The following is a 25,576-nucleotide window of genomic DNA, read 5'->3' as shown; positions in this document are numbered from 1 at the left end:
CAGCAGGCGCGGCCGGGCGAGATGGTGGGAGCTGTTGGTATGCCGTCGATGTCGACGATCGAGTCTCTGTTCTGCCGCAGCGCACCGTGGCAGGCGGCCACCGGCAGGTGGGTACTCCCGTGGGCGCTGCAAGGCATCCATCCCCGAGGCCGGGTCCTTGAAATCGGTGGCGGCGCCGGCGCGATGACCGAACAGATCCTCACCACCAACCCCGACGAACTCGTGGATGTGACCGTCACCGACTTCGACCCGGTCATGGTCGCCGCCGCCAGCGATCGGCTGCAGGGTTTCGGGGCCCGCGCTCACGCCCAGGTCGCCGACGCCACAGCCCTGCCGTTCGAGGACGGAAGCTTCGACACCGTCGTCTCGTTCATCATGTTGCACCACGTCATCGACTGGGAACGCGCACTCGCCGAGGCCGCCCGAGTGCTCGCGCCCGGCGGAATGCTGGTCGGCTACGACCTGCTCGGCAGCGCACCGGCGCGGCTGCTGCACAACCTCGAAGGGGCACCGCACCGGTTCATCCCCCGTGGCGAACTCCGCCTGCGCCTGACGTCTTTGCCTCTGACCGACATCACGGTCCGCGAGAACCCTGCGCTCGCCCGGTTCCGTGCCCGCCGTGCCGGTGACCGATGACCACGCCACCACTGCACGGGCATCACCATGGCCCTCCCTCGGACGAGCTCGCCGAGCTCGAGCAGCGTGACGTCGCGGTGGCGTTCGTCGACCTCGCCGGATACAGCGTGTTCACCGAGTTCTGCGGCGACCAGGAAGCCGCAGAACTGGCCATACGGTTGGCCTCTCAGACCTGGCAGGCAGGCTCTACGACCGGGCACGCGGCTGGTCAAGGCCATCGGCGATGCGGTGATGCTCACCGCCGACGCCCCCCAAGTGATCCTCGCCACGATCACCGCCCCCGCGGCCGCGGCCGCCGGTCAAGACGGATTCATCGCCCTACGCGCCGGGATCGATCCACTACGGCAGCGCAGTCGTCCGCGACGGAGACCTGTTCGGGCACGCGGTCAGCGTCGCCGCCCGCATCACCGCCCTCGCTGGCGCCGGCCACGCCGTGATCACCGATCCGATCTGCCCGCCACCAGCCGAGCTGGATTGCTCGCCATGCTCGCTGACCTGCTGAAAGACACCGGAGTTGGCCTGCCAAAAGGACACCCGGATAAGGCTCGCTCAGTTCGTGCCGTCGCCGTTCAACAGCAACCCGTCGTAGCGCTGAGAACGTTGCGTAGTGCTTCCAACGAGTCCGGTTGCGCTCGGTAGTAGACGTTCATGCCGCGGCGCTCGGGGGTGACCATGCCGGCTTTGCGGAGCTGCCCCAGGTGGTGACTGGTGGTGGCTTCGGTGAGGCCGACCGCGGTCGCGAGGTCGCAGGTGCAGGTCCCGTCACCGGTGTCGGTAAGCAGGATTGAGACGAGCTTGATCCGAACGGGATCGGCAAGCGCCTTGAGCCGCAACGCGATCTGCAGCGCGGTGTCGTCATCGAGCGGTGCCGCCGATACCGGTGCGCAGCAGATCGGGGCGCTGATGTCGACCATCGGCAAGGGCTTCGGCATGACCAGATCGTACGCCCCTACTTGACATATGTCGAAAAGGTGGCACCCTGCATGTGTCAGTAGTTCGATATATGTCTCACAGGTGAAGGTGATGGTCATGTCCCGTATGCAGCTCGCGCTCAACGTCGATGATCTCGATACCGCGATCGAGTTCTACTCCAAGCTGTTCAACACCACCCCGGCCAAACGCAAGCCGGGATACGCCAACTTCGCGATCGTCGAGCCGCCCCTGAAACTGGTGCTGCTAGAGAACCCCGGCCAGGGCGGCACGATCAACCACCTCGGCGTCGAGGTCGAATCGAGCGAGAAGGTGCACGCCGAGATCGCCAGGCTGTCCGGGGAGGGCCTGTTCACCCAGGAGGAGATCAACTCCACCTGCTGTTTCGCAACCCAGGACAAGGTCTGGGTGACCGGACCGGCGAACGAGAAGTGGGAGGTCTACACCGTGCTCGCCGACTCCGACACGTTCGGGACCAGCCCGAAACTGTTGGAGCAGAACGCCAACGATGACGTCGAGCAGGGTTCGGTGTGCTGCGGTGGCAGCGCCGCCGAACCGGCTGAGGTGCGCACTGCTTGCTGCTGAGGGGTCGTGGCTTGCGCTCTCGCCTACCGCGCGATGCGGTCGGCGAGGGCGCGGATCCGGTTGGTGATGTCGTCGCGGATTAGTCGCATCCGTTCGATGCCGTCGATGCCCCGTTCGGAGGGTTCGTCGGTGTTCCACACTTCGAGGGCGACGCCGTCGGGTGGGGTGACGTCGGCGGTGCCGACCACCACGACGAGATCTGCAGTTTGCATCAGTTCGTCGGTGAGTTGGCGCGGCTGATGTCCGTCCACGGTGGCGCCGACTTCGGCGAGCGCCTGGGCGGACAGGTCGTTGACCTGGCCGCCGATTTTCGCGCTGGTGCCGGCCGAGGATGGGGTGATCCGGGCGGTGACTGTCGGTGTGAGATGTTCGGCCATCACCGATTTGCCGCGATTGGACACGCACACGAACAGCACCTGCGGTGTCGTGCTCACCGGCCGACCTGCTGGTCGGCGGGTACGAGTTCGTCGAGGAGGTCCTCGACGAGTCCGCGGATCTGATCGCGGATCGGGCGGACCGCGTCAATGCCTTGGCCGGCTGGGTCGTCGAGGGCCCAGTCGCGGTACCTGACGCCGGGGAATACTGGACATGCATCGCCACAGCCCATGGTGATCACCACGTCGGAGGATTCGACCGTGTCGGGGGTGAGGATCTTCGGTGACTGCGCGGAGATGTCGATACCGACTTCGGCCATCGCCGCGACAGCGGCGGGATTGATTGAGTCGGCGGGAGCAGATCCGGCGGAGCGGACCTCGACACTGCCCTGGCTCAGAGCGGTGAGGAACCCCGCGGCCATCTGTGAGCGGCCAGCATTGTGGACGCACACGAACAGCACGCTAGGTCGAGAGGAAGACATGAAACACAGGCCCTTTCAGCTGTGGAGGAAAGCTCGGAAAGTCACACACGGTCGGCCGTGAGCTCGGCAAGGAGCTCGCGAACCCGGGCATCAAGGTCATCGCGGATGGCGCGAACCTCGCCTAGTGGACGGCCTTCAGGATCGGAGACCGTCCAGTCGAGATACCGCTTACCGGGATAGATCGGACACGCGTCGCCGCAACCCATCGCTACGACCACGTCGGCGGCGGCGACCACATCGTCGGTTAGCGGTTTGGGGTACTGCGTACCCAAGTCGACGCCGATCTCGCTCATTGCTTCGACGACGGTCGGGTTGATCGAGTGCGCGGGTGTTGACCCGGCTGAGCGCACGTGTACCCGCCCAGCGGCGTGATGGGTCAACAATCCTGCGGCCATCTGCGAGCGGCCGGCGTTCTGCACGCAGATGAAGAGAACCTCGGGCACATCCTTGGGCACCGCGCCCTCAGCCTGGGCGAGGGCGCGTAACCGATCAGCCGCGAACCGGCCCGCCAAGGTCGTCAGATGCGTATGCACCCGGGAGGTACGCCGTAACACGGTGTAGGACTCGAAGACACAGCGTTCTACCGTCTGGCGAGACACCACCCCTTCGTACTTGGCGGCCAAGTCGGCGGCGGTACGGGCCAACACGGTATGAGGCATCAACAGTTCGGGCTGCTCGCGGTGTTCACCGCGACGTAGGTGTTCGTCCAACGCATTCTCAGACATCGCGAGCAGGCTCCTTCGACACATCTAGGCTAGAAGCAGTGGGAGTTGTGAAGCGTTTCCGCAACGCCAGGGACACATAGACGAGGGCGACGAGAACCGGGACCTCGATCAGTGGCCCGATGACCCCGGCGAGAGCCTGGCCGGAGGTCGCACCATAGGTCGCGATCGCGACGGCGATGGCGAGTTCGAAGTTGTTGCCGGCGGCGGTGAACGCCAGCGTGGTGGTCCGTGCGTAACCCAGCCCCATCGCGGCGCCGAGGACGAATCCGCCACCCCACATCACCGCGAAGTAGATCAGCAGCGGCAGCGCGATCCGCACGACGTCCCACGGGTGAGAGGTGATCTGCTCCCCCTGCAAGGCGAACAGGATGACGATGGTGAACAGCAGACCGTAGAGGGCCCACGGCCCCAATCGCGGGAGGAACGAGGATTCGTACCATTCGCGGCCTCTGGCCCGTTCGCCGATGCGGCGGGTGAGATAGCCGGCGATCAACGGGATTCCGAGGAAGATCAGCACCGACTTCGCGATCTGCCACGGCGAGGTGTCGATGGTCGTCTGTTCCAGGCCGAGCCATCCGGGTAGCACCGAAAGGTAGAACCAGCCCAGCACGGCGAACATGATCACCTGGAACACCGAGTTCAGTGCGACGAGGACGGCAGCCGCCTCGCGGTCGCCGCACGCCAGGTCGTTCCAGATGATGACCATCGCGATACAGCGCGCCAGACCGACGATGATCAGTCCGGTCCGGTATTCCGGTAGGTCCGGGAGCAGAAGCCAGGCCAGCGCGAACATCAACGCGGGTCCGACGATCCAGTTCAGCAGGAGCGATCCCAGGAGCAGGCGACGATCGCCAGTGACCGAGTCGAGTCGGTCGTAGCGCACCTTGGCCAGCACCGGATACATCATGATCAGCAGTCCGAGAGCGATTGGCAGCGAGATGCCGTCGATCTCCACGGCCGCCAGGGCGTCACCCAGGCCGGGAACGGTGCGGCCCAGCATCAGGCCCGCGACCATTGCTGCGCCGATCCACACCGGCAGGAACCGGTCGAGCATCGACAACTTCGCCGCGACCGCGGTGTCGGTGGTGGTCACTGGTCGGCCTCGCACGAACGAGTTTCCCCCACAACCATGGCGAGATCGCCCAGCAGGACCGACAGTTGTTGCAGTGCTTCGGTGTTCACACGGTAGTACACCCAGGTCGCGCGGCGTTCGCTCGTCACCAGACCCGCCTGACGCAGCACCTTGAGATGATGCGAGATCGTCGGCTGCGACAGCTCGAACGGCCCGGAGATGTCGCACACGCACGCCTCACCTCCCGGATGCGCGGCGACCTCCGACAGCAACCGCAGCCGAACCGGATCCGCGAGCGCCTTCAGCAGCGGGGTAACCGCTCCGGTCTCGTCACCACTCAGGCCGCGGCCTGGCAAGAGAAGCAAGTTCTTATTCGACACCCGTCAATATTGACATACATCGATTCAACGGGACAAGGCCCTCCGATACCCGGGAGCGCACTTGCGTTCCCGCATTGAGATCCACGGCGCCGGGCAACGGTGAGCTCAGCGCCGTCATTGTGGAGGAGAAGGTCCGCGGAGACGAAGTCATCGGCATCACCCTCGAGATGGAGTGCCTTCTCGGGGGGACCGTTGCGGCAACCGTCACGATGACCATCCAGTGGATGCCCCGCGACGTCTGGGCCCGTGTGCGGGGCAAGGGGCGAGCCCGACTCGGCCTCGACGAGTACAGCGCCGGGATCACGCCACCACCCGGTCGCGGTCCACGGACCGTCCGCGGCGTGCATCCCGCGGAAACACTTGGCCGCAGGATCGACCGCAACTCGGTACTCGGCGACGTCACCGCAACGCCCAGCGGCCTCGATATCGACGTGCTCGTCGATCAACACCACCCGAGTCTGTTCGACCACCCGCTCGATCACATCCCTGGCGCAGTTCTCTTCGAGGCGATCCGGCAGGCGGGCATCCTCGCCGCGCATGAAACCCATGGACTCAGCGCCCGGCGGCTCGTGCTGGAATCGTTACGAGCCGAGTTCACGCGGTTCGGCGAGCTCGACCTGCACACCGTGATCCAGGTTCGCCCCGTCGACGAGCCCGATCCGGGATACGCCTTCGAGGTCGAGATCCTCCAGGAAGACGAGTCGATCACCTCGGGTCGCGTCCGATTCTCCAGGAATGTCAGCGTCGAGACCGGCTCCATCACAGAAGGTAAACGATGACCGTCCCCGCCATCGTTGATATCGCACCCCACACCCCGGAATCGAAATACTCGGCCGTGTTCCTCGATTTCGGCGGTGTCCTGTCGCCACCCATCGAGGATTTGTTCGCCGAATATGAACGGAAAACGGGGATCGCGCCGTCCGATCTCAAGGCTGCGATGGCCGGCGTAGCCGACCGCCTCGGCGTCGACGTGCTGGCCCCGGTCGAGCTGGGGATGCTCACCGAGCAGGAGTGGGTGCAAGGGTTGCACACCTGGCTGACCGCGCGGAATATCGACGTCTCCCGCTCGGAGTTGGAGTTCGGGCGTCAGTGGTTTGCCGGACACGAGGTCAACTCCGTCATTCGCGACCTGGCAGTCCAGTTGCGCGGGTCCGGATACCGAGTCGGCATCCTGACCAACAACGTCCGCGAGTGGGAACCGTACTGGCGTCCCATGGTGGGGTTGGACGACGAGGTGGACGTCATCGTCGACTCCTACGCGGTGCGGCTCCGCAAACCGGACCCCGAAATCTTCGCCCTCGCGGCCGAGCGTATTGGTGTGCCAGGGACCAAGGCAATCCTCGTCGACGACCTTCGAGTGAACTGCGACGCGGCCGAGAACGCCGGCTGGGGCGCGGTGCAGTTCGTCGAAACCTCCAGTGCCCTGGCCGATCTCGCACGCCTACTCACCACGACCTCTGAGGGCGGTTCCTGATGGCCCACGAATCGTCCTCTCGGAACGGGAATCCCGCTGTCCTGCTCGCGGCAATTCTGCTCGGTGTCGTTGTGGTCCCCACCGGCGTGTCTGGAACCGGCGTCGCGCTTCCGCACATCGCAGCAGACCTCGGATCGCAGCCTGCGCAGCTGCAATGGGTGGTCAACGGATTCAACCTCACGTTCGCTGTGTTCAGCCTCGTGGCCGGATCGATCGCAGACCACCTCGGCCGCCGCCGTGGATTGCTGCTGGGCGGCGGCGTTTTCACCGCAGCAGGTGTTCTGAGCGCCCTCGCCCCGAACCTCGTCGTGCTCGACCTGGCTCGTGCACTCGCGGGCATCGGTGCGGCGATCGTCTTCGCCTGCTCGGGAGCACTGCTCGCGATCACCTTCTCCGGCAAGGCTGCAGCCCGCGCCTTCGCACTGTTCGGCACCGCGGCCGGCGTCGGGCTCGGGCTCGGGCCCAGCATTTCGTCGGCCGCCATCGCACTCGGCGGCTGGACTGGGATCTTCTGGTTCAACGCCGTCGCGATGGTGGTTTCGGTAGCACTCGTGGTCGCCTCGGGCGTGCACGACAGCCCGGTCGAGCACGCCGGCCGAATCGACTATCGCGGTGCCGTCGTCTTCGCAGCATCGCTGAGTCTCGTGATCGCCGGTGTCGCACAGAGCAATTCCTGGGGGTGGGCGTCGCCGGGAACGATAGGTCTTGTCGTTGCCGGTGTCCTGCTGCTCGCCGTCTTCGTCCTCCTACAACATGTGACCGCCAACCCGCTTCTCGACCTCAGCCTTCTCCGGTCACCCCGGCTCGTCGGGTTGCTGCTGGTGCCCGTAGCCGGAGCGATCGGATTCGTCACACTACTGACCTACTACCCGACGTTCATCACCAGCGTGTGGCAGCTGGGTTCCGGTGCCATCGGCGGCGTCATGCTGATCATGACGGTGCCCGTGATTGTGGGGCCGCTCATCGCAGGGGCCTTACACGGCCGCGGCGTGCCCGCCTGGATCATCCTCGGCGGCAGTGTCGGGTTGTACGTCATCGGCGCCGCGTGGCTTACCCGGGAGGGCACGGCCGCCGACGTCCCCGGACTGATTGGGCCATTCATCCTGTTGGGGTTGGGATTCGGGCTCGGTGTGGGTTTGGTCGACGGGCAAGCAATCGGGTCTGTCCCCGAGGAGAAGTCCGGCATGGTGTCGGGCCTGGTGTCCACCGTGCGCCTTGGCAGCGAAGCCGTCGTCGTCGCGGTGTTCGCCGGTGCCCTCTCGGCCGTTGTTGGCGGCAAGGTGCGGCAGGTGCTACCGGAGAACCTGAGCCCGGATGCGCAACGCACGATCGTCGACCGGGTGATCACGGGCGAGATCCGTGACGTGACGGGGGTCGCAACAGGCTCGCTGCGGACGGCCTTCGCCGAGGGGCTGGTACCGCTGCTGTGGGCGATCGCCGCCGCGAGCGCCGTGCTCACCGTCGTGGTCGTGGTGCTGCTGCGCCGGACGCCCGAACCGCCCGATCCGTCCGAGGACGTGAACATCGTGACATCCTCTGTGGCCCAGCGTGATCCGATCGGCGTCGCCGAAGCAGCGAACGAGCACACAATCGATTCCCGAGCGATCTCCGAAAGGACCCCTCGATGACCACCACCGAGTTCAGATCCACGCCCGAGACAACGACATCTACGCCCGATATATCCGACGGGCCCCTGGTCACTGAGATTCCATTGCTCGACACGCCTGCCCCCTATGTCCGCGAATGGCCCGGACCGGACGGACTGACCCGCATCGAGCTCCCCAGCGGACACGAGGCGATCAGCCTGACAGCGTATGAGCACGTCAAGACGCTCATGCTGGACCGCACGGCGAGCCGCGTCCTGTGCAACGTCGACGGCGGACCGTCGTTCATGCCGACCAATTGGGCGCCCGAGGTGCTGATCAATCTCGACGCCCCGGTGCACGGGGTTGTGCGCGAGTTCGTTTCCCACGAGTTCAGCGCACGGGCGATCGCCGGTCTCGCACCGCTGATCGCCGATCTGACCGAAGCTGCACTCGACGACCTCGAGGCGACTTCCGGCCCCGATCTGGTGGCGCAGGTGTTTCGCGTAGTCCCCGCTCGGGTGGTGTGCCGGCTGCTCGGGGTCGAGGACACACTGGCCCCCTGGATGAACGAACTGGGGCGTCGCATCCAGCTCGCCCCGCCCGACGACATCCCGTCGATCGAGCGGTCCTGGATGGAGCTCTACGGCTGGGTCCAGCGCCTGGTGGCGGGGGAGGAGCCCTACTCGGACGACGGCCTGATCGCGACCTACCGGCACCGCGCCGGGCAACCCGAGTTCGCTGCTGTCGACGATGCTCTCATCGCCGGAACGGTCATGGGAATCGTTCTGGGCGGCGACAACAACGTCGCGACGATGTTGACGAAGACGATGTACGCAGCGCTCGCGATTCCGGAACTGTATCGGCGCGTGTCCTACGGAGACGTCACCGTTGAGGGGCTTGTCGAGGAGATCCTGCGGCTGATGCCCCTCGGAACGCCAGGCTCCTTCCCACGCGAGCTGACCAAGCCACTATCGGTCGGCGGCGTCACGCTTCCCGTGGGATCGATCGTCTACCCGCATATCAACGCCGCGAATCGCGACCCGGAGGTCTTCAGGGATCCGCTTCGTATCGACCCGACGCGTCCGGGACGACGGCACCTGCAGTACGGCTACGGCATGCACCGCTGCATGGGGTCGGCGCTCTCGCAGATCGAGCTGATCACTGTCCTCGAGACCCTGGTGGCGAGGTTCCCTGATCTGCGGCTCGCCGTGGCTCCCGAGGAGATCGAGTGGGATCTGGGAACCGGGCTCCGCCGGCCGATCCGTCTACCCGTGGCGCTGCGCCCGAGCGCTGCGGTGGGGCGATGACGAGGGTGGCGGACGGCAGCGACGTCATCGTCGTCGGGGGCGGCCCGGTCGGCATGCTCGTCGCGAACGAGCTGGCGCTGCACGGGAATTCGGTACTCGTCCTGGAGCAGCGGGGCGATGTCAGCGAATACCCCAAGGCTGGGACCTACCACGCTCGGGCTATCGCGACGCTGGCGCGGCGGGGCATCCTTACTGTGCCGCGACTCACGACCGATCCCCGGGAGGAGACGGTCGAGCAGTTTCAATTTGCGGGCTACCCGTGGCTCAGCATGCGGGGGCGCACCATTGACGGCCCTGTCATGCTCGGGATCGCCCAAGCCGACCTTGAACGCGCGATTGCGCGGCGGGCAGAGGCCTCTGGTGCGCGGGTCCTGCGCCGGCACAGGGTTGTCAGCGTCACGCAGGACCACAACGGTGTGCGCGCCATCGCCACGGGACCCGACGGTGCCGAGCGATCCTTCGAGGCCCGGTACGCGGTGGGCGCGGACGGCGGTCGCAGCGTGGTGCGGCAGTCGGGAGCCTTCGCGGTGCGCGAGCATCCACCCACGATGCGAGCGATCCTGGGCCTGGCCGGCGTGCCCCACCCCGAACAGCTGCCCGCCGGCTGGACACCGACCCCGCGCGGTTGGACGTTGCTGAATCTGAACCGGTACGGGGACAGCCGCTTGATCGTCTTCGAGTTCGACGGCCCCGCGAGCGATCGCGTGGCACCTGTCACCCCCGAAGAGTTCGGGGCGGCGGTAGACCGGGTCGTGGGCTCGCACGTGGATCTCGTTGCCCCGCACTATCTCAACCGGTTCAGTGACTACAGTCGCGTTGCAAAGAACTACCGCGATCGCCGGCTGTTCGTGGCCGGCGACGCAGCACATATTCACTACCCTCTGGGCGGCCAAGGACTCAACGCGGGAATCGGAGACGCTGTCAATCTGGGATGGAAGCTCTCAGCTGTACTCACGGGTGCCGCAGACGAAAGGCTTCTCGATACCTATGGGGCAGAGCGTGAACCGGTCGGTCAGTGGCTGATCGACAACACCCGACTGCAGTCGACACTCATGAATCCGGACTCGGCAAACGATCCGGTACGCAATGTGGTGGAGCAATGGTTGCACGAGCCTGGCGCCCATGACTGGCTGGCTGCCCGGATCAACGGCACCTCGCTGAAGCACCCAGTAGGGCAAGGAGGCGCGCATCAGCTCGATGGAGAGTTCTTCCCCGATGTGGAGCTCAGCGTCGATGGTGCGCCAACCACAGTCGCCGAACTACTCCACGGAGGGGACTTTCTGGTCCTTGTGCCGACCACGGCCGCTTCCGCGCTCGTGTCCACTGCCGACCTTCCGTTTGCCCAGATCGCACCAGTGTCCTCGGGACTGCCCGCGGAGTACCCGGAAATCGTCGTCATCCGGCCCGACGGTTATGTGGCATGGGCGGGTGGCTCTGACGAAGTCGCCCACATGATCGGATGGATGCGCGACAACTTCGGCCTTCGCAGTTGGGGTCGCACAACCGCACCGGCCCCCGCATAGGCGATACTCGTTCGGTGGCCGAAGGATGGTTTCTCGTGGACACCGTCGGAGAGATGCCCGCGGTGCTACTGATTGGTGAGCGATCCAAGAAGTGGCGACCGCTGTCCAACGAATTCCGCGGATCCGTGCACAAGACGGTTCTGCGGCTGGTCGAGACCGTTCTCAACAATCTCAAGCAATCACAGGTCCTCATCGACCTCGCCGGCCCGCGACTTGCGTTGGCTTCCCCGGTGCTGGGGCCGTCGAGACAGGTACACGGCGTGCTCATGTGGATCGGGGATCCGGATCAGACGCCGCCCGCCCAACCCGTGACGCAAGCATGGGAGTGGGATCTGGCAGATCGAGTAGCGCCGACCGCGGTGACTGGCCCGCGCATCCCGCAGGTGTTCGCCGACACTTTGACCGACCGACTGTCACGACTCGTCCGCCCTGCTGACGCGGTCCGGATAGCCATGGACATACGGGGGGCCTCGATCGGCTTCCGGGGTTCAGGGGAATGGATCGACCTACGCGGCGTAGTCCACCGATACACCCATCGTTGTATCGCCACGTTCGACGGCCCGCGGATGCTCGGCATCTCAGTAGAACTGCCCGAGCCTCTGCCCGAAAACGATCCTGACATGCTTGCACGCCGGACTCTGGACGCATCCGCTCGCGCAGGAAGGATTGCGCCCGCACTGATTGACGCCGAAAGCAGACGGGTGATCGCGTGGTTATCCGCGACCCGACCCGACTTGCCGGAGAAGGTGATCGACGGGACCGACAACGCACCCAGACCCCTCACCGCCGAACCATGGCCGATGACCCCCGAGCTGCTCCTCGCGATATATCCCACACTCGTAGCCCCCGGCTGACAAGGTTGGACCATCGGCGTCATCGTCGAAAACCACGTGTGGCGCATCGATTCGTGGACATGGCAAACACCGTGAACCGGGGCTCGCTCCGGGCCGTTTCGCCCGCATTGCCGGTATCGCAGAAAGGCGCTGAAATTGATTGACAGGGAGAAGCTTTCAGGAGAAGGAGACGGCCGATGAGCTACGACCTCTACGCCTTGCCGTGGCGTTTGGCCACCGACGCCGAGTCTGCGGCACGGGTCATGCAGCAGGACTTGGAAGCGAGTCCGCCAACCACTCAGCACCCCGATGATTCGCCCGTCCAAGCGTTGATCAGCCACATCGTCGACAGCCAGCGCCGACGCGGAATCGAACACGAGACACCCGAACCGCTGAGATCCGGGACCTACATCACCGCGTCGTGGTCAGACGCCGAGCAAAGTCGTGAGATCGTGATGCCGCTCGCTGCCACTTGGGGTTTCGATGTATATGACCCGCAGGAGAACATCTACATCGATACCGAGCACGCGGTTCCGATCGCTGTCTTGCACGGCAGCCTCGGCCGCCTGCCCATGCTCAGCCCGCAAATGCTCGATGCTCTGGTCGACCGGTTGGAAGAACCCGACCCGTTTCTCGTCATCGAACGCGACAGCGAGGTCTACGTGCAGACCCGCGTCAGAGACGAGGGGACGTTCGATCTGGAGTACCGCGACGGTTCTTCAGATCGACACTTCGCGACTGTCACTGATGCCGGCTCGCTTCCCGGGCAGTTGTGGGCCTGGGTTGTCGGAGGAGCCGCAGCGCTGTCCGGGATGACGTGGACCAAGGTCGACTTGTGAAAGCCGCACGGGGGGTGGACAACACGACGGCAGCCCACTGTCGCGGCCTCATGTCAGTGGTGGCCCCGGTTGGCCTCACACCAACGACGCCGTGAGCCCACCGTCGAGGACGTAGCTGCTGCCGGTCACCCACGACGCACGGTCGGAGGCCAGGAACGCCGCCACCTCGGCGATGTCCTCGGGTGTGCCCAGGCGCCCCTGTTTGGCGGCCACCAGGTCTCCGAACGGGACCTGGGTGGCGGCCTCGAAATCCGGGATCAGTCGTTCGACCATGCTGGTGTCGGCGAATCCGGGGCAGACGGCGTTGACGCGCACTCCTGCGGGACGCATCTCCACCGCGGCCACCCGGGTCATCTGGATGAGCGCAGCCTTTGTCGCACAATATGATCCGAGCAGGGGGCTGCCGCCGATGCCGGCGATCGAGGAAATGTTGACGATGTTGCCGCCGGACTCGACGAGGTGCCCGATGGCCGCCTTCATCGCGACGAACGGACCACGGACATTGACGGCGAAGATCTCGTCGAAGCTGCTGGTGGATTGCTGGAGCAGTGGGGTCGAGATCTCGATGCCGGCATTGTTGACCAGCACGTCAAGGCCGCCGAGGACGCCGACGGCTTCGGTGATCGCCGACTGGACCTGTGCTTCGTCGGTGACGTCGCAGTTGGCCACTCCCGCGGCTCCGAGTTCGGTTGCGGTGTCGTTGGCGGCGGTCTTGTCGCGGTCGCTGATGATGACCCTGGCGCCGCGCTCGATGAACAGCGCGGCGATGGCCTTGCCGATGCCGGCCGCAGAGCCGGTCACGAAGACCCGCTTGTCTTTCAGTTCGGTCATGAGGGGTTCCTTTTCGAGTGGATAATTTCGACGTATGGGCGATCAGTTCTGCATGGTGGCGCGGACCTCGTTCTTGAGGATCTTGCCGACCTTCGAGCGCGGCAGATCGTCCCAGATCTCGATCTGCTTGGGTGTCTTGACACTTCCGATGCGGTCCTTGACGAACTGGATGAGTTCGGCCGGCGCGGCATCGCGGCCGTCACGCAATTGCACTGCGGCGACGACCCGTTCACCCCATTTGTCGTCCGGCAGACCGATCACCGCGCTCTCCTTGACCGCGGGGTGGGCCAGCAGGGCCTGCTCGACCTCGGCGGAGTACACGTTGAAGCCGCCGGTGATGATCATGTCCTTGGCGCGGTCGACCACGTAGAGGAAGTTGTCGTCGTCGAGGTAGCCGATATCTCCGGTGTGGTGCCAGCCGAACGCGCTGACCTCGGCAGTGGCTTCGGGATTCTCGTGGTACCCGTCCATGACGAGCGGTCCGCGTACGACGATCTCGCCGCGTTGGCCGCGGGCCACCAGTTCCCCCGAGGAATCCATGATGGCGACAGTCGTGAGTGGTGTGGGACACCCCGCCGACGTCAATCGTTCGGTCGCCACCGAGCCGTCGGCGCGGAAATGCTCGGCGGGTGCGAGGGTCGCGATCATGTTGGGTGCCTCGGTCTGTCCGAACAGCTGACCCAGTACCGGCCCGATGCGCTCGAGTGCTTCGGTGAGTCGAGTGGGTGACATCGGTGCGGCGCCGTACCAGAGGCACCGCAACGAGGAGAGATCGGTGGCGTCGAGATCGGGATGATCGAGGACACCGTAGATCACCGTGGGCGGCAAGAATGCGTGGGTGATCCGGTGATGCGCAATGAGTCTCAGGAACTCGCCGATGTCGGGACGCGCCATGATGACGATGTGGCCGCCGAGACTGAGGATGGGAAAGGTCAGCACACCCGCCGAATGGGTGAGCGGGGCCAGCGCGAGGTAGCGAGGCCGGTCCCCGAACGGATAGCTCATCAACGCCAGCGCCGTCGAGGTCATCATGTTGTCCTCGGTCAGTCGCACGCCCTTGGGTTTACCGGTGGTGCCGCCGGTGCCTGCGAGCATGCACAGGCCTCCGTCCGGGCGGCGGTCGGTCTCCACCTCGGCATGGTGGTCGGCCAGCCAGTCGTCGAAGGTGAGTGCCCCGTCCACCGCATCGTCGAGGCAGACCAGCCATTCGAGGTCGGGGAGCCGATCCCGAATCCTTGCAACCAGGTCGGCGAATGCGCTCTGGAAGAACAGGAATCGACAACCGAACAGCGCGAACAGCTGCCGGTTCTCCTCGGCCTCGTTGCGTGGGTTCACCGGGCACCACACCGCTCCGGCCCGGGAGATCCCGAACACACAGGTGAGCGCGCGTGGATCGTTTCCGGAGAGGACAGCGACGCGATCTCCAGCATGAATCCCGCTGTGCTGCAACGCTCCGGCGATGTCGACAGTCCGGTCGTGGACCTCGCCGTAGGTAAGTGTGACGGGACCGGCGGTCATGCACGGTGCGTCCCGGCCCAATGACGCGCCTTTGTCGAGGTAGTCCGATAGCCGCATGTGTCCGGCCTCTTAGTTGTTCACCGTGACAACCGGATCGAGAACGAGGCCAAAGGCGTGTAGAACACCGAGCAGCTCGCGGTGTCCGAATGCCTGGCAACTCGAGGCGAACCCGACCGCATGCGGTGGGGCTTTGAGGAGGTGGGCTGCCGCATAGGCGTTGAGCAGGGCGGTCTGCTTGTAGTTGCAGTTGCCGTTGATCAGGCAGTGCACGCGGCCCAGCGGCCCGGACGCGTACACCGAGTCGAGAGAGGTGTTGATCCGGGGGTTCTCCCGCGGCGGTGTCTCGCTGCGCACCGACGCCGAGATGGCATCGATGATCTGGTACTTCTCGGCCTCGCTCTTGCCATCCATCTGCTCGAGCGCCGCGCCAACCATCTGCGGAACCCCCAGCATCAGAGGACGATTGAGCACTCCGCCGAGCGCACGTACATTGGCGACCCGCGGATCGTCCTTGAACCACACCGGATGCGACGTGCCACCCCAGGGCAGCGCCAGTCCCAACTCGTGCTGGCCGGGTACGACGATCTGATACACGCCGTCTTCGTCTGGCCACTCGACGTACTCGTTCTGCTCGAGGTAGTAGGCCTTGGCGAACGCCGCGTTGGTCAGGATCGTGTTTGTCGAGGCGACGGTCGGATGGCCTTTCCAGAACACCTCGATGTCGAGTGTGTCGACACCCGGGGTTTCCAGACAGATGTTCGCCGCGATCTCGCCGATCGAATACATCTGCGCCAGACCTGGTGTGAGGACCAGACTCTGCGCGGCGAAATCGACTGCGTAGCGCTCCTTCGCGTCGATCATCCAGTTCTGCTCGCCGTTGGTGTCGGTGTAGTGCGCGCCGACCTCCAGGCAGGCCTCGACCACCGGATGGCCCCACCTGGCGAACGGCCCGACCGTGTTGAGAACGACGTCCGCACCGCGGAACGCCTCGACGAGAGCGGGAAGCGAGTGTTCGACCTCGACGATGTCGTGATCGACCGTCTCGATCCCCGGCACCGCCTCCACGATCGCCTTGAGGCGGCTGTGATCGCGGCCTGCGGCGAGGAACGGGATGTTGTATTCGCGCAGGTACTCGCAGATCAATCGACCGGTGTAGCCGGAGGCTCCGTAGACGACGACGCGTTTGTCGGTGGGCATGAATCGTTCCTCTCGCCATGGACCGCCAAGGAGAACTGGCAGGTCAGGGACACGCATGAGGCACAAGGGGCGGAGTGATCCACGGACCGAACCTGTGCTGCGGATCACACTAAGGCGAAGTCTGGACGACTGTCAAGCAAAATTTGGACGACCGTCAAGGGGTGGGGATCGACAGCCGGGCTAGACTCCGGGGACACGCCCGTGACCAGTGGGAGGAGCGACCGCGATGGCCCAACTGTCGGAGCCGCGCGCCCGTGTCGAGGAGCGTGCCCGCGACAAGTTCCAGGCGAAGCGTCGAGAACTGGCGACCGCTACCCTGCACACTCTCGCCGAACTCGGATATGCGCGGACGAGCCTGCGCGAGATCGCGCAGAATTCCGAGTACTCCCATGGGGTCCTGCACTACTACTTCTCCGACAAGCTCGATCTGATCGCCGAGGCCGTCCGTCAGTACGAGGACGTCTGCGTGACCCGGTACGACGGAGTTGTCCAGCACTCTGCGGATGCCGACGATCTCCGAAAGTCATTCGGCGACACTTTCTTCGACACGCTGCTGCGCGACGCCCCGATCCACCGGCTGTGGTACGACATGCGCAACCAGAGTCTGTTCGATTCCTCCTTCCGTGCGCAGGTGCTCGAGATCGAAGCCAGTCGAGAACAAATGATCTGGCGTGTGGTGTCTCGCTACTGTGATCTCAAAGGCGTTGAGCCCCAGCTTGATCCGACAACCGCATATATCGTGCTCGATGGAATCTTTCAGCGGGCACTCCTGCACCACCTCGCCGACGACGCCGAGCAGGTCGACGCCGCGCGGGGTCATCTGGCAGCGGTGTTCGACGGACTCGACCGCGGGTAGACGACTCGGTCGATCCCCGACGTCAACCTCAACCGTTCACTACTCTCGAATCTTTTGTCGTTCAATGGGTATTGGGCGGGTGCGATAAGATCGCCATCGTTACGACGGGGTCGGGATGGGGTTCCCTGGGGGCGCGAAAGATGATGGATCGTCGATCGTTTATGCGGTTGACCGCTGCCGGAGTCGCAGCTGCCGGCGTCTCGGCGACCGTCGGTGCGGGGCGCAGCGCTGCGCTACCTGCGGCACACGGCAGATACGAATCGCTGGTGCCGGAGATCTTTCGTCCGGTCACCCCGCCCCGTCAACACTCCGAGGCGATCGTCATCGGCTCCGGGTTCGGCGGCTCGGTCAGCGCACTTCGCTTGGCGGAGGCCGGAATTCAGACAACCGTGCTCGAACGCGGATCGCGGTGGCCACACGACCCGTGGCGCAAGATCTTCGGGTGGGACGGCCGGATGCTGTGGCACGCCCAACGATCCCTTGCCGAGCGATCCGCGTCGTCGGCGCTCACGGTGCCCGCCTACGCCGAGACCCTCGGCGCGATGGCCGCCGTCGACGACTTCGGCGGGATCTTCGAGATCAGCTGGCACAACAACTCGGCGATCATGTGCGGTGCGGCGGTGGGCGGCGGATCGGTGGTCTACATCGGCATCACCGCCGAGTCCAAGCGGGACCCGTTCAACCAGGTGTTCAAGGGCGTCGTGGATTACGACGACATGGCCACGACCTGGTACCCGAAGGCTCTGGCGGGCCTCGGGGCGACGGTCGTACCGCCGGACGTGTATCGCGATCACAGCTTCAGCAATTGCCGAGACTTCTGGCGCATCGGCCAGAAAGCCGGATATGCACCATATTTCGTTCCCGGCAACTGGCGGTGGAACGTTGTGCGGGACGAGATCGCCGGTCGCGCCGCACCGATGGCCACCAGCAGCGCGCTCGCCAACTCCAATGGTTCCCTCAACTCGCTGACCTACAGCTATCTCCCCCGCGCCGAGGCCACCGGCAAAGCGACAATTCATCCGCGCCATCAGGTCAACGACATCCACGTCGAACCGACAGGGCGGTTCGTCCTCGACGTCGATTACGTCAGCCCGTACGGCGACGTCCTCACCAGGCGGACCCTGACGACCGACCGCCTCGTCCTCGCAGCCGGATGCCTTGGAACCAACAGACTGCTGGTGCGTGCCCGCGACACCGGAACCTTGCCGAACCTGAACGAACACATCGGAACCGGCTGGGGCAACAACGGCAACGGCAACATCGACATCGCAGTCGGGGGCAGTCGTAAGGATCAGCAGTCGGCCGTCGGTGCCGCCGGATTCTTCGACACCACCGAGCAGTTCGCCCGGGTGATGGTCAACAGCACCTTCTCTCTCGGACCACTGGATTCCGCTGCCGCAGCGATGAATACCTCGGCGATCAAGATGGGCATCACGTCGGTCGATCCGACGCGCGGAACCTTTCGCTACCACCGAGATTCGCAACAGGTCATCCTCGACTGGCCGGCCGGTGGCAACGGTGGCGTCGCGGAGAACTGCGAACGGATCGGTCACGTGATGGCGCGGCACGCCGACTTCCCGGTCGATGCGGTGGTCTACGAGCCCGACCTGACCTGGGCGCACTGCATGGGCGGAGCCACCCTGGGGACGGCGTGCGACGCCTACGGCCGCGTCCACGGATACCGGAACCTCTACGTCAATGACGGCGCCATGCTGCCCGGTTCGGCCGGTGCGTCCAACCCGTCGCTGACCATCACCGCCGTCGCCGAACGCAACATCGCCACGATCATCGCCGACGGCGGCTGAGCCCAGCCCGGATCACAACTCCTCGTAGACGAACCCGTCTGGATCGGTGAACGTGGCTGTGCCGGTGAACAACCGGATGCGATGTGCACCCTCGCCTTCCGGGCGGACGCCGGCGTCCTTGGCGGCGGCCTTGCGCCCGTAGAGGGCGAGCGTGATCGGTCCGCCGGCGAACTCGACATACTTGCGGCCGAACGACTTGGCGACCTCAAAGCCGTGGTCGGTGTAGAAGGCCTTGGACGTCGCAATGTCGCCGGCGCCGATCAACATCACGACGTCCTCGACCGTTCGCAGCGGTGCGCCGGTGTTCTTCTTCGACGACGAGGCGATCTTCCAGATCGCGCCATCCGGCGCGCGCAGGACACCGCCGTATCCCCAGAAGGAGCGCCGTGCTGGTTTGAGGAGCTCGGCTCCGGCATCGAGTGCCGGGTCGATGAACGAGTCGACGACCGCCGGATCGGCGACGACGAGGGAGAGCACGAACCCACGGAACCCGGTGGTCGGCTCGTCGCTGTGGTGCAGACGAAGCCGATCACCGAGTCCGAAGGCCTTGTCGTAGAACGCTTTGGCGTCTCCGGGATCGGTGGCGCCGAGGGACAGGGAATCGATGGTTGTGGTCATGTCCTCACGGTAGGACTGGTGACCGCACCCAGGCTTCTCGATTCCTGACCGGTTTTCCGACATCTCTCATCAGAGCGGCAAGAGGATGTTCTTCACCTGCGGATCGGTGCGCAGGTAATTCTGGACGGCGGGATCCTTGAAAGCGGCGACCAGCTTCTTGATGTTGTCGGCGTCCTTCCACTTCGACCCGATGGTCAGCTGCCCGGCGAATTCGTCGGGCGCAGGCGGCGAGAAGATCTGCTTGGCGATGTCGATGTCGGCGGCGAGGTAGTACTCGGTGTAGCCGACGGTGGCGTCGAGGTCGGGCAACGCACGCGACTGTGCGGCGAAGTCCAGCAACTTGAACTGCAGGTTCTTCGGATTCGTCGCGATGTCGTCCTGGGTGGCCTTCCACTTGTCCACCCCCGGCTTCAGGGTGATCAGACCGGCCCGCTCGAGCAGCCACAGGCCCTGCGCTTCGTTCGCGGGGTCGGAGTACAGCGACACCGTGCCGTTCTGCGGGATCTGTGCGGGCGAGGTGTACTTGTCCGACCAGATACCGAATCCCCAGCGGAACACCGGAGTTGCGGCCTCCTCCTGGAAGTCGGGGTTCGCGTCGAGCACCTGCGAGAGCCAGAGGCGATGCTGGTAGATGGTGCCCGCCACCTCGCCGTCGCTGACCGCCCGGTTCAGCGTCGTGGAGTCCGAGAGTCCCTTGAACGCCACGGTGATCCCATAGCGGGGTGCGACATTCTTCGACACGAAGTCGACGAGCGCTTCCTCGGCGGCGTTGCCCTCGGCGGTTACGACCGTCAGCGTCGCTCCGGGAGTGTCGTTGGCGGACTTGGTATCCGATCCGGCGAAGCGCCAACCGATGATCGCTGCGATGACGACGACAACCACCCCGATCGCGGCGTAGATCGGCCAACGACGCCGGGTGCGCAGTTCGATGTCACCGCCCGTTGGTGGTGGCGAGGAATCGGTGGAGTCGATCTGGGGTCCGGTGGTCTGCGACATGGGGTATCGCCCTTCGTGTGGGTGTGGGTGTGGACTGAGCAGGGGAGCGGGATGGGTCAGACTTTGCTGCGACTGGATCGATCGGCGCGAATGGTTCTGCTGCGCAGGGACTTCTCCGGGGTGAGGTGCCGGACGAGGCCGTCGCCGATCACCTGGATCAACGCGACGACGACGATGAGGGTGAGGATCGTCGCGATCATCACGCCGTGATCGAAACGCTGATAGCCGTAGGTGACCGCGACATATCCCAGGCCGCCCGCGCCGATGGTGCCGGCGATCGTGGAGTACTCGATCATCGCGATCGTGTTGATCGTGAGCCCGCCGACGATGTTGGGAAGGGCCTCGGGAATCTGTGCGGTCCAGATGATCTGGGCGTTCGACCCGCCCGATGCCTTGGCCACCTCCACCACAGAGGTGGGTACCGAGCGCAATGAATTCTCGACGATGCGGGTGAAGAAGGCGATCCCGGCGATCGACATCGGGACGACTGCGGCCGGGATCCCGATGTTGGTGCCGGTGAGCAGCCGGGTGAACGGGATGATCGCCGTCATCAGGACGAGGAACGGCAGGGAACGTCCGATGCTGATCACCCAGGACAGCGGCGTGTGCAGGGATCGGTTCTCGAACAACCCGCCCGGGGCGAGGTTGTGGATCAGCGCACCGAGCGGCACCCCGACGACCAACACGATCACCATCACGATGCTCACCATGAGGACCGTGTCGATGAAGGCCGGGATCAGCAGCGACGGAATCTCGTTGACCGGTACGGTGATCGCCGCCAGATGGGTGATGTCGCTCATACCGCGGCCTCCTGGGAACGTAGGCCTGCGCCGACGGTGATCCCGTAGGTGGCGGCCGCTGCGGTGAAGGCGTCGAGCGAGTGGTCCTCGACGGAAACGGTCAACGCGCCCGCAGTGACGCCGTCAACACTTTGGATGTTGGCGCCGAGCACCCCGACGGTGGTACCGATCGTGCTCGACACCCGTGCGATCCAGTCCGGTGGTACGGCCGCCGAGTTGTAGGTCACCTCGACGCTGCTGCGGCCGGGTGCGGCGGGTGCGGCGGTTCCGCGTGGGCGCAACGCTTTTCCCAGTACCGAGTCGGGGTCGAGGACGAGATCTGCCACCGCCCCCTGCTCGACGATGCGCCCGTGGTCGAGACGACCGGCGCGGTCGGCGATCCGGGTGATGACATCCATCTCGTGGGTGATGAACACCACGGCGAGCCCCAGCTCGTCGCGGACGTCGCCGAGGAGGTTCAAGAATGACGTTGTCGCCTGCGGGTCGAGACCAGAGGTCGCCTCGTCGGAGAGCAACACGGCGGGTTTGAGCGCGAGGGCGCGAGCGATTCCCACGCGTTGCCGCTGCCCGCCGGAGAGCTGATGGGGATAGAGATCGGCGCGGTCACCCATGCCGACGCGATCGAGCAACTCGCCCACCCGCGTCCGGATGGCCGCCTTGGTCGCGCCGAGATACTCGAGGGGGAGTGCGACGTTCTCGGCTGCGGTTCTGCGTGACAACAGATTCGCCGACTGGAAGACGGTTCCGATACGTCGCCGCGCGGCCCGCAAGGCGCCGGCGTCGAGATGGGCGAGGTTCTCGCCGTTGACGATCACCTCACCGGAGGTGGGCCGCTGCAACAGATTCAGGCATTGGGTCAGCGTGGACTTGCCCGCACCGGACGGGCCGACGACGGCGAAGACCTCGCCCCCGGACACGGAGAAGGTCACGTCGTCGAGGACGGTCACCGGTCCCGAGGGCGTGGTGAAGACCTTGTGGAGATGGGAGACCTCGATCATGGGCGATCGGGCTCACTGTATGGACGTTCTGGCACCAGGAGATCCTGACGACCCCGACACGCGAGGACCATCATTGCGCGCACTGCGCGCAAAACCGACGGTGCGGACGTTTCGGAAACGGCGTGTCGGCGTCGTCCACCTCGGGGGCGGGCGGTCTACCCTCGCCCGCATGCATGACTACACGGGGGAGAAGATCGCTGCGAACTACTGGCGCGGCGCAGAAGCGGTCGGCGGCAAGCTCCGCTTCGACGAGACCGGCATGACATTCGACTCGCACAGGTTCAACATCCAGACGGGGAGCACCCGCATCGAGTACCGGGACATCGCCGGACTCACGACGTACCGGACGCTCGGACTGGTGAACAACGGCCTCACCGTCCACACCAAGGACGGGACCGCACACAGGTTCGTGCTCAATCGCCGCGGTCGTGTCATCGAGTTCCTGACCAGCCGGATCACCCCCGGGTGAGTACATATGCGCAATCGGCCATGAGGGCGTAGTACGGAAGGGGGGACCGAGACCGTACGAAAGGTGATGCCAGATGAAGGCCGTCCAGATGATCAAGCCCGGTGCCGAGCCCGAACTCCGTGAGGTGAGCAAGCCGGCGCCCGGCCCCGGGCAGGTACTGCTCAAGGTCACCGCAGCGGGCGCCTGCCACTCCGACGACTTCGTTCTCAACATGCCGGCGGAGAACTTCCCGTATCCCCTGCCGATGACCCTCGGTCATGAAGGGGTCGGCGTCGTTGCCGAAGTGGGACAGGGGGTCTCGTCGGTGACCGAGGGCACCGCCGTCGCGGTCTACGGCCCGTGGGGATGTGGGGTGTGCCACTTCTGTGCTCGAGGGCTGGAGAACTACTGTTCGCGTGCAATCGAATTGGGGATCACCCCGCCCGGACTGGGCACCGATGGCGCGATGGCCGAGTACCTCATCGTCGACGACGCGCGGCATCTCGTTCCGATCGGTGACCTGGATCCGGTGACCACCGTCCCGCTCACCGACGCCGGCCTGACGCCGTATCACGCGATCAAGCCGTCGCTGAGCAAGCTCGTCGGCGGCACGACGGCGGTGGTGATCGGTTCCGGCGGGCTCGGCCACGTCGCGATCCAGATGCTGCGTCACCTCACCCCCTCCCGGATCATCGCGCTCGACGTGACCGAGGAGAAGCTCGCCTTCGCCAAGGAGGTCGGCGCGCATGAGGCAGTCCTCAGTGACGCCGATGCCATCGCCAATGTCCGCAAGATCACCGGAAGCGACGGTGCCACCGCTGTTTTCGACTTCGTCGGATACCAGCCGACCATCGACACCGCGATGGGTGTGGTCGGCGCGATGGGTGATGTGACCATCGTCGGACTCGGAGACGGGGTGGCCACGGCCAAGGTGGGCATCTTCGCCCAGCCCTACGAGGTGTCGGTGCGGGCCCCTTACTGGGGTGCCCGCGACGAACTCATGGAGGTGCTCGACCTGGCGCGCGACGGTGTGCTCGATGTTGCGGTGGAGCGCTTCACCCTCGACAACGCCCTCGATGCCTACCGCAAGCTCGCGGCGAACGATCTGCGCGGGCGTGCCGTGGTGGTCCCGGAGTAGCGGGGGAGCCCGGAGTAGCAGGGGAGTTCAGGGCACCCGCACCACACCGATGCCGGCTCGCTCGCAGGCGGCGGCGGTGAACGGTATCGGCGCCGGATCTGCGGGCCAGCGCGCCGGACCGCGGTGTCGAAGACGGCCAGGGCATTGGTGGCGGGGCTGGTGGTAAACCGCGACTGATAGCGCACCTCAACCAGCCCGGTCAACCGCAGGACGTCTGATCATCACGCTGACCGACGGGCCGCCGCAGCTGCTTCGAGAACCTCCTTGCGCCCGGGGAGCCAGACGCACAGCACGGTGGCCGCCAAGGCGAAACCCGTTGCCCACCAGAATGCGGCGTGAAATCCCTGGGAGGTCAGGAGCACGGCGAGCACCGAGGTCCCGAATGATCCGCCGAGTTGCTGGGTGGTCCGGGTGAGCACGCTGGAGTGCGCGATGGCATCGCGGCCGAGACCCACGTAGGACGCGGTCATCACGGGCATCGTGATGGCGCCGAGTCCGATGCCGCGCACCACCAGGAACGCCGCGAGCACCCAGGCGTTGCTGTGCGCGTCGGCGAAGCAGAACGGGATGGTTGCCGCCGCCGTGATCAGGAAACCGACGGTGGCGATCATCCGGGCGCCGATCGTATCGGTGAGCGGACCGGCGATCTGCCGGCTCAGCAAGGTGCCGATTCCTTGTGGTACCAGCATGATTCCCGCCATCAGCGCGGAGGCGCCGCGAGCCTCCTGATAGAACAGCGGAAGCACCAGCATTGCTCCGTACAGGGCGAATCCCGACAAGAACATCACCGTCGACGAAGAGCCGACCGATCGCGTGGCCAGCAGGCGAATATCGATGAGCGGTAAGGACGTTCGCAATGCGTGGAGGGCGAAGACGATCAGGGCGACGACGCCCACGGTCAGGGGCACGAGGACGTCGGCGTGTGCGAATCCGGCCTCGCCGCCCGCGTTCGACAACGCGAGGATCACGCACGCGATGCCCGGGGCGAAGGCGACCAGACCCCAGACGTCCAGACGCGGAAACTGCTGCGGCGTCGGCTCTTTCTCGAGGTACCGCCACGCGAGGAACAAGCCGATGAGACAGAATGGGACGTTGACCCAGAACATGTACCGCCAGCTCAGCTGACTAATGATGAGGCCACCGACCAGCGGTCCGAGGATGGGGCCGAGCAATGCGGGTAGTGCCACCCAGGTGACCGTGCGCCCGATGGCGCGTCCGGCGGCTGCTTGCATGATCATGGTCGTCATCACCGGCAACATCAGTCCGCCGCCGAGTCCCTGCAGCACCCGCCATCCGATGAGGGCGCCGGCACTCCACGCGAGACTTGAGCCGATGGAGCCGATCAGGAACACCGCGAGGGAGACCATCCACACGCGTTTCCCGCCGAACCGGGCCAGCGCCCATGTGCTCAGCGGCACTGCAATACCAAGTGCGAGAAGGTAACCCGTCATCACCCATTGGATGGTGGTGACCGATGCGTGTAGGTCGACGGCCAGTTGGTGTAGTGCGACGCTGACGATGGTGGTGTCGAAGACCACGGCAAGGGCGCCGACGACGAGGACCATCGCCGTTTTGAGCACCTGCGGGTCGATCTTGTCGTCAAGTGGTGTGTCGGTCGTGGTCAT

27 protein-coding genes are annotated in these 25,576 nt (G+C 65.3%); 13 read left to right on the top strand and 14 right to left on the bottom strand.

The window, feature by feature from the left end; translation table 11 throughout:
• Positions 1–39 precede the first annotated feature (39 nt).
• The gene (locus GOPIP_RS06755) at positions 40–636 is read left to right on the top strand and encodes a class I SAM-dependent methyltransferase (protein WP_005193680.1); all 597 of its coding nucleotides are present in this window, start codon (positions 40–42) and stop codon (positions 634–636) included.
• A gap of 569 nt (positions 637–1,205) precedes the next feature.
• Here GOPIP_RS06755 and GOPIP_RS06750 read toward each other — a convergent pair.
• On the bottom strand, positions 1,206–1,568 hold the full coding sequence (locus tag GOPIP_RS06750) for an Rv2640c family ArsR-like transcriptional regulator (protein WP_005193682.1): 363 nt from the start codon (positions 1,566–1,568) through the stop codon (positions 1,206–1,208).
• Positions 1,569–1,665: 97 nt separating this feature from the next.
• Here GOPIP_RS06750 and GOPIP_RS06745 point away from each other — a divergent pair, with 97 nt between their 5' ends.
• Positions 1,666–2,151 carry an ArsI/CadI family heavy metal resistance metalloenzyme gene (locus GOPIP_RS06745; RefSeq protein ID WP_010844638.1) on the top strand — a complete coding sequence of 162 codons (486 nt, stop codon included), beginning with the start codon at positions 1,666–1,668 and terminating at the stop codon, positions 2,149–2,151.
• A 23-nt stretch (positions 2,152–2,174) separates the two neighbouring features.
• Here the strand turns inward: GOPIP_RS06745 and GOPIP_RS06740 are convergent, their stop codons facing one another.
• The 5 genes from GOPIP_RS06740 to GOPIP_RS06720 are packed head-to-tail and all read right to left on the bottom strand — an operon-like array spanning position 2,175 to position 5,184.
• A complete protein-coding gene (locus GOPIP_RS06740; protein ID WP_006368838.1) occupies positions 2,175–2,585 on the bottom strand; it encodes an arsenate-mycothiol transferase ArsC in 411 nt (136 codons plus the stop codon).
• Positions 2,582–3,007: an arsenate reductase ArsC gene (locus tag GOPIP_RS06735; protein WP_006360546.1), complete on the bottom strand. Its 426-nt coding sequence runs from the start codon at positions 3,005–3,007 to the stop codon at positions 2,582–2,584. Before GOPIP_RS06735 ends, GOPIP_RS06740 begins: the two co-directional genes overlap by 4 nt.
• Positions 3,008–3,048: 41 nt before the next feature.
• A complete protein-coding gene (locus GOPIP_RS06730; RefSeq protein ID WP_006360545.1) occupies positions 3,049–3,732 on the bottom strand; it encodes an arsenate reductase ArsC in 684 nt (227 codons plus the stop codon).
• A complete protein-coding gene (gene arsB / locus GOPIP_RS06725; RefSeq protein WP_005193688.1) occupies positions 3,725–4,825 on the bottom strand; it encodes an ACR3 family arsenite efflux transporter in 1,101 nt (366 codons plus the stop codon). Before arsB ends, GOPIP_RS06730 begins: the two co-directional genes overlap by 8 nt.
• Complete coding sequence (locus tag GOPIP_RS06720; protein WP_020173050.1) at positions 4,822–5,184, bottom strand: ArsR/SmtB family transcription factor; 363 nt, start codon at positions 5,182–5,184, stop codon at positions 4,822–4,824. The genes arsB and GOPIP_RS06720 overlap by 4 nt, the downstream gene beginning before the upstream one ends.
• A gap of 74 nt (positions 5,185–5,258) precedes the next feature.
• Here GOPIP_RS06720 and GOPIP_RS06715 point away from each other — a divergent pair, with 74 nt between their 5' ends.
• From GOPIP_RS06715 to GOPIP_RS06685, 7 genes are all read left to right on the top strand, one after another.
• On the top strand, positions 5,259–5,963 hold the full coding sequence (locus tag GOPIP_RS06715; RefSeq protein WP_006368837.1) for an AfsA-related hotdog domain-containing protein: 705 nt from the start codon (positions 5,259–5,261) through the stop codon (positions 5,961–5,963).
• Positions 5,960–6,658, top strand: coding sequence for an HAD-IA family hydrolase (locus GOPIP_RS06710; RefSeq protein WP_006368836.1), 699 nt, complete (start codon positions 5,960–5,962; stop codon positions 6,656–6,658). The genes GOPIP_RS06715 and GOPIP_RS06710 overlap by 4 nt, the downstream gene beginning before the upstream one ends.
• Complete coding sequence (locus GOPIP_RS06705) at positions 6,658–8,286, top strand: MFS transporter (protein ID WP_006368835.1); 1,629 nt, start codon at positions 6,658–6,660, stop codon at positions 8,284–8,286. The genes GOPIP_RS06710 and GOPIP_RS06705 overlap by 1 nt, the downstream gene beginning before the upstream one ends.
• Before the next feature lie 83 nt (positions 8,287–8,369).
• Positions 8,370–9,551 (top strand): cytochrome P450, encoded by a 1,182-nt coding sequence (locus tag GOPIP_RS06700; protein ID WP_244421117.1) that lies wholly within the window; start codon positions 8,370–8,372, stop codon positions 9,549–9,551.
• Positions 9,548–11,074, top strand: coding sequence for an FAD-dependent monooxygenase (locus tag GOPIP_RS06695; protein WP_026920460.1), 1,527 nt, complete (start codon positions 9,548–9,550; stop codon positions 11,072–11,074). Before GOPIP_RS06700 ends, GOPIP_RS06695 begins: the two co-directional genes overlap by 4 nt.
• A gap of 35 nt (positions 11,075–11,109) precedes the next feature.
• Entirely contained in the window at positions 11,110–11,928 is an 819-nt protein-coding gene (locus GOPIP_RS06690) for a GAF domain-containing protein (RefSeq protein WP_006368832.1), read from the top strand.
• 176 nt (positions 11,929–12,104) lie between these two features.
• Complete coding sequence (locus GOPIP_RS06685) at positions 12,105–12,746, top strand: hypothetical protein (RefSeq protein ID WP_006368831.1); 642 nt, start codon at positions 12,105–12,107, stop codon at positions 12,744–12,746.
• A 75-nt stretch (positions 12,747–12,821) separates the two neighbouring features.
• On the opposite strand, the gene GOPIP_RS06680 is transcribed toward GOPIP_RS06685, so the two are convergent.
• From GOPIP_RS06680 to GOPIP_RS06670, 3 genes are read right to left on the bottom strand one after another with little or no spacing between them, the layout of a single operon-like run.
• Positions 12,822–13,577, bottom strand: coding sequence for an SDR family NAD(P)-dependent oxidoreductase (locus GOPIP_RS06680; RefSeq protein ID WP_006368830.1), 756 nt, complete (start codon positions 13,575–13,577; stop codon positions 12,822–12,824).
• Positions 13,578–13,619: 42 nt separating this feature from the next.
• On the bottom strand, positions 13,620–15,152 hold the full coding sequence (locus GOPIP_RS06675; protein ID WP_006368828.1) for an AMP-binding protein: 1,533 nt from the start codon (positions 15,150–15,152) through the stop codon (positions 13,620–13,622).
• Positions 15,153–15,164: 12 nt separating this feature from the next.
• A complete protein-coding gene (locus tag GOPIP_RS06670) occupies positions 15,165–16,292 on the bottom strand; it encodes a DUF5938 domain-containing protein (RefSeq protein WP_006368827.1) in 1,128 nt (375 codons plus the stop codon).
• A 226-nt stretch (positions 16,293–16,518) separates the two neighbouring features.
• On the opposite strand from GOPIP_RS06670, the gene GOPIP_RS06665 reads away from it, so the two are divergent.
• Together GOPIP_RS06665 and GOPIP_RS06660 are read left to right on the top strand one after the other, a co-directional pair.
• Positions 16,519–17,148, top strand: coding sequence for a TetR/AcrR family transcriptional regulator (locus tag GOPIP_RS06665; protein WP_006368826.1), 630 nt, complete (start codon positions 16,519–16,521; stop codon positions 17,146–17,148).
• 161 nt (positions 17,149–17,309) lie between these two features.
• The gene (locus GOPIP_RS06660) at positions 17,310–18,953 is read left to right on the top strand and encodes a GMC oxidoreductase (RefSeq protein ID WP_006368825.1); all 1,644 of its coding nucleotides are present in this window, start codon (positions 17,310–17,312) and stop codon (positions 18,951–18,953) included.
• Positions 18,954–18,965: 12 nt separating this feature from the next.
• Here GOPIP_RS06660 and GOPIP_RS06655 read toward each other — a convergent pair whose 3' ends face one another.
• From GOPIP_RS06655 to GOPIP_RS06640, 4 genes are all read right to left on the bottom strand, one after another.
• On the bottom strand, positions 18,966–19,571 hold the full coding sequence (locus GOPIP_RS06655) for a VOC family protein (protein WP_020173057.1): 606 nt from the start codon (positions 19,569–19,571) through the stop codon (positions 18,966–18,968).
• Between the two features lie 69 nt (positions 19,572–19,640).
• Positions 19,641–20,567 (bottom strand): MetQ/NlpA family ABC transporter substrate-binding protein, encoded by a 927-nt coding sequence (locus GOPIP_RS06650; protein ID WP_006368823.1) that lies wholly within the window; start codon positions 20,565–20,567, stop codon positions 19,641–19,643.
• A 56-nt stretch (positions 20,568–20,623) separates the two neighbouring features.
• Positions 20,624–21,367, bottom strand: coding sequence for a methionine ABC transporter permease (locus GOPIP_RS06645; RefSeq protein WP_006368822.1), 744 nt, complete (start codon positions 21,365–21,367; stop codon positions 20,624–20,626).
• Positions 21,364–22,365, bottom strand: a complete 1,002-nt coding sequence (locus GOPIP_RS06640) for a methionine ABC transporter ATP-binding protein (protein WP_006368821.1) — start codon at positions 22,363–22,365, stop codon at positions 21,364–21,366. The genes GOPIP_RS06645 and GOPIP_RS06640 overlap by 4 nt, the downstream gene beginning before the upstream one ends.
• Before the next feature lie 169 nt (positions 22,366–22,534).
• Here GOPIP_RS06640 and GOPIP_RS06635 point away from each other — a divergent pair, with 169 nt between their 5' ends.
• Both GOPIP_RS06635 and GOPIP_RS06630 read left to right on the top strand, forming a co-directional pair.
• The gene (locus tag GOPIP_RS06635; RefSeq protein ID WP_020173058.1) at positions 22,535–22,834 is read left to right on the top strand and encodes a hypothetical protein; all 300 of its coding nucleotides are present in this window, start codon (positions 22,535–22,537) and stop codon (positions 22,832–22,834) included.
• Positions 22,835–22,907: 73 nt separating this feature from the next.
• Positions 22,908–23,951 carry an NAD(P)-dependent alcohol dehydrogenase gene (locus GOPIP_RS06630; RefSeq protein ID WP_006368819.1) on the top strand — a complete coding sequence of 348 codons (1,044 nt, stop codon included), beginning with the start codon at positions 22,908–22,910 and terminating at the stop codon, positions 23,949–23,951.
• A 221-nt stretch (positions 23,952–24,172) separates the two neighbouring features.
• On the opposite strand, the gene GOPIP_RS06625 is transcribed toward GOPIP_RS06630, so the two are convergent.
• Positions 24,173–25,576, bottom strand: coding sequence for an MDR family MFS transporter (locus GOPIP_RS06625; protein ID WP_006368818.1), 1,404 nt, complete (start codon positions 25,574–25,576; stop codon positions 24,173–24,175).

The organism is Gordonia polyisoprenivorans NBRC 16320 = JCM 10675 (assembly GCF_000241325.1).
In the GTDB taxonomy this organism is placed as follows: domain Bacteria; phylum Actinomycetota; class Actinomycetes; order Mycobacteriales; family Mycobacteriaceae; genus Gordonia; species Gordonia polyisoprenivorans.
This window is presented reverse-complemented; position numbering and strand designations above follow the sequence as displayed.

Excerpts from the sequence above, each read along its gene's own strand:
- GOPIP_RS06755 (WP_005193680.1), top strand. The coding sequence starts at position 40 with ATGCCGTCGATGTCGACGATCGAGTCTCTGTTCTGCCGCAGCGCACCG.
- GOPIP_RS06750 (WP_005193682.1), bottom strand. The coding sequence starts at position 1,568 with ATGCCGAAGCCCTTGCCGATGGTCGACATCAGCGCCCCGATCTGCTGC.
- GOPIP_RS06745 (WP_010844638.1), top strand. The coding sequence starts at position 1,666 with ATGTCCCGTATGCAGCTCGCGCTCAACGTCGATGATCTCGATACCGCG.
- GOPIP_RS06735 (WP_006360546.1), bottom strand. The coding sequence starts at position 3,007 with ATGTCTTCCTCTCGACCTAGCGTGCTGTTCGTGTGCGTCCACAATGCT.
- GOPIP_RS06730 (WP_006360545.1), bottom strand. The coding sequence starts at position 3,732 with ATGTCTGAGAATGCGTTGGACGAACACCTACGTCGCGGTGAACACCGC.
- GOPIP_RS06710 (WP_006368836.1), top strand. The coding sequence starts at position 5,960 with ATGACCGTCCCCGCCATCGTTGATATCGCACCCCACACCCCGGAATCG.
- GOPIP_RS06705 (WP_006368835.1), top strand. The coding sequence starts at position 6,658 with ATGGCCCACGAATCGTCCTCTCGGAACGGGAATCCCGCTGTCCTGCTC.
- GOPIP_RS06695 (WP_026920460.1), top strand. The coding sequence starts at position 9,548 with ATGACGAGGGTGGCGGACGGCAGCGACGTCATCGTCGTCGGGGGCGGC.
- GOPIP_RS06685 (WP_006368831.1), top strand. The coding sequence starts at position 12,105 with ATGAGCTACGACCTCTACGCCTTGCCGTGGCGTTTGGCCACCGACGCC.
- GOPIP_RS06680 (WP_006368830.1), bottom strand. The coding sequence starts at position 13,577 with ATGACCGAACTGAAAGACAAGCGGGTCTTCGTGACCGGCTCTGCGGCC.
- GOPIP_RS06675 (WP_006368828.1), bottom strand. The coding sequence starts at position 15,152 with ATGCGGCTATCGGACTACCTCGACAAAGGCGCGTCATTGGGCCGGGAC.
- GOPIP_RS06670 (WP_006368827.1), bottom strand. The coding sequence starts at position 16,292 with ATGCCCACCGACAAACGCGTCGTCGTCTACGGAGCCTCCGGCTACACC.
- GOPIP_RS06665 (WP_006368826.1), top strand. The coding sequence starts at position 16,519 with ATGGCCCAACTGTCGGAGCCGCGCGCCCGTGTCGAGGAGCGTGCCCGC.
- GOPIP_RS06660 (WP_006368825.1), top strand. The coding sequence starts at position 17,310 with ATGCGGTTGACCGCTGCCGGAGTCGCAGCTGCCGGCGTCTCGGCGACC.
- GOPIP_RS06655 (WP_020173057.1), bottom strand. The coding sequence starts at position 19,571 with ATGACCACAACCATCGATTCCCTGTCCCTCGGCGCCACCGATCCCGGA.
- GOPIP_RS06650 (WP_006368823.1), bottom strand. The coding sequence starts at position 20,567 with ATGTCGCAGACCACCGGACCCCAGATCGACTCCACCGATTCCTCGCCA.
- GOPIP_RS06645 (WP_006368822.1), bottom strand. The coding sequence starts at position 21,367 with ATGAGCGACATCACCCATCTGGCGGCGATCACCGTACCGGTCAACGAG.
- GOPIP_RS06640 (WP_006368821.1), bottom strand. The coding sequence starts at position 22,365 with ATGATCGAGGTCTCCCATCTCCACAAGGTCTTCACCACGCCCTCGGGA.
- GOPIP_RS06635 (WP_020173058.1), top strand. The coding sequence starts at position 22,535 with ATGCATGACTACACGGGGGAGAAGATCGCTGCGAACTACTGGCGCGGC.
- GOPIP_RS06630 (WP_006368819.1), top strand. The coding sequence starts at position 22,908 with ATGAAGGCCGTCCAGATGATCAAGCCCGGTGCCGAGCCCGAACTCCGT.
- GOPIP_RS06625 (WP_006368818.1), bottom strand. The coding sequence starts at position 25,576 with ATGACCACGACCGACACACCACTTGACGACAAGATCGACCCGCAGGTG.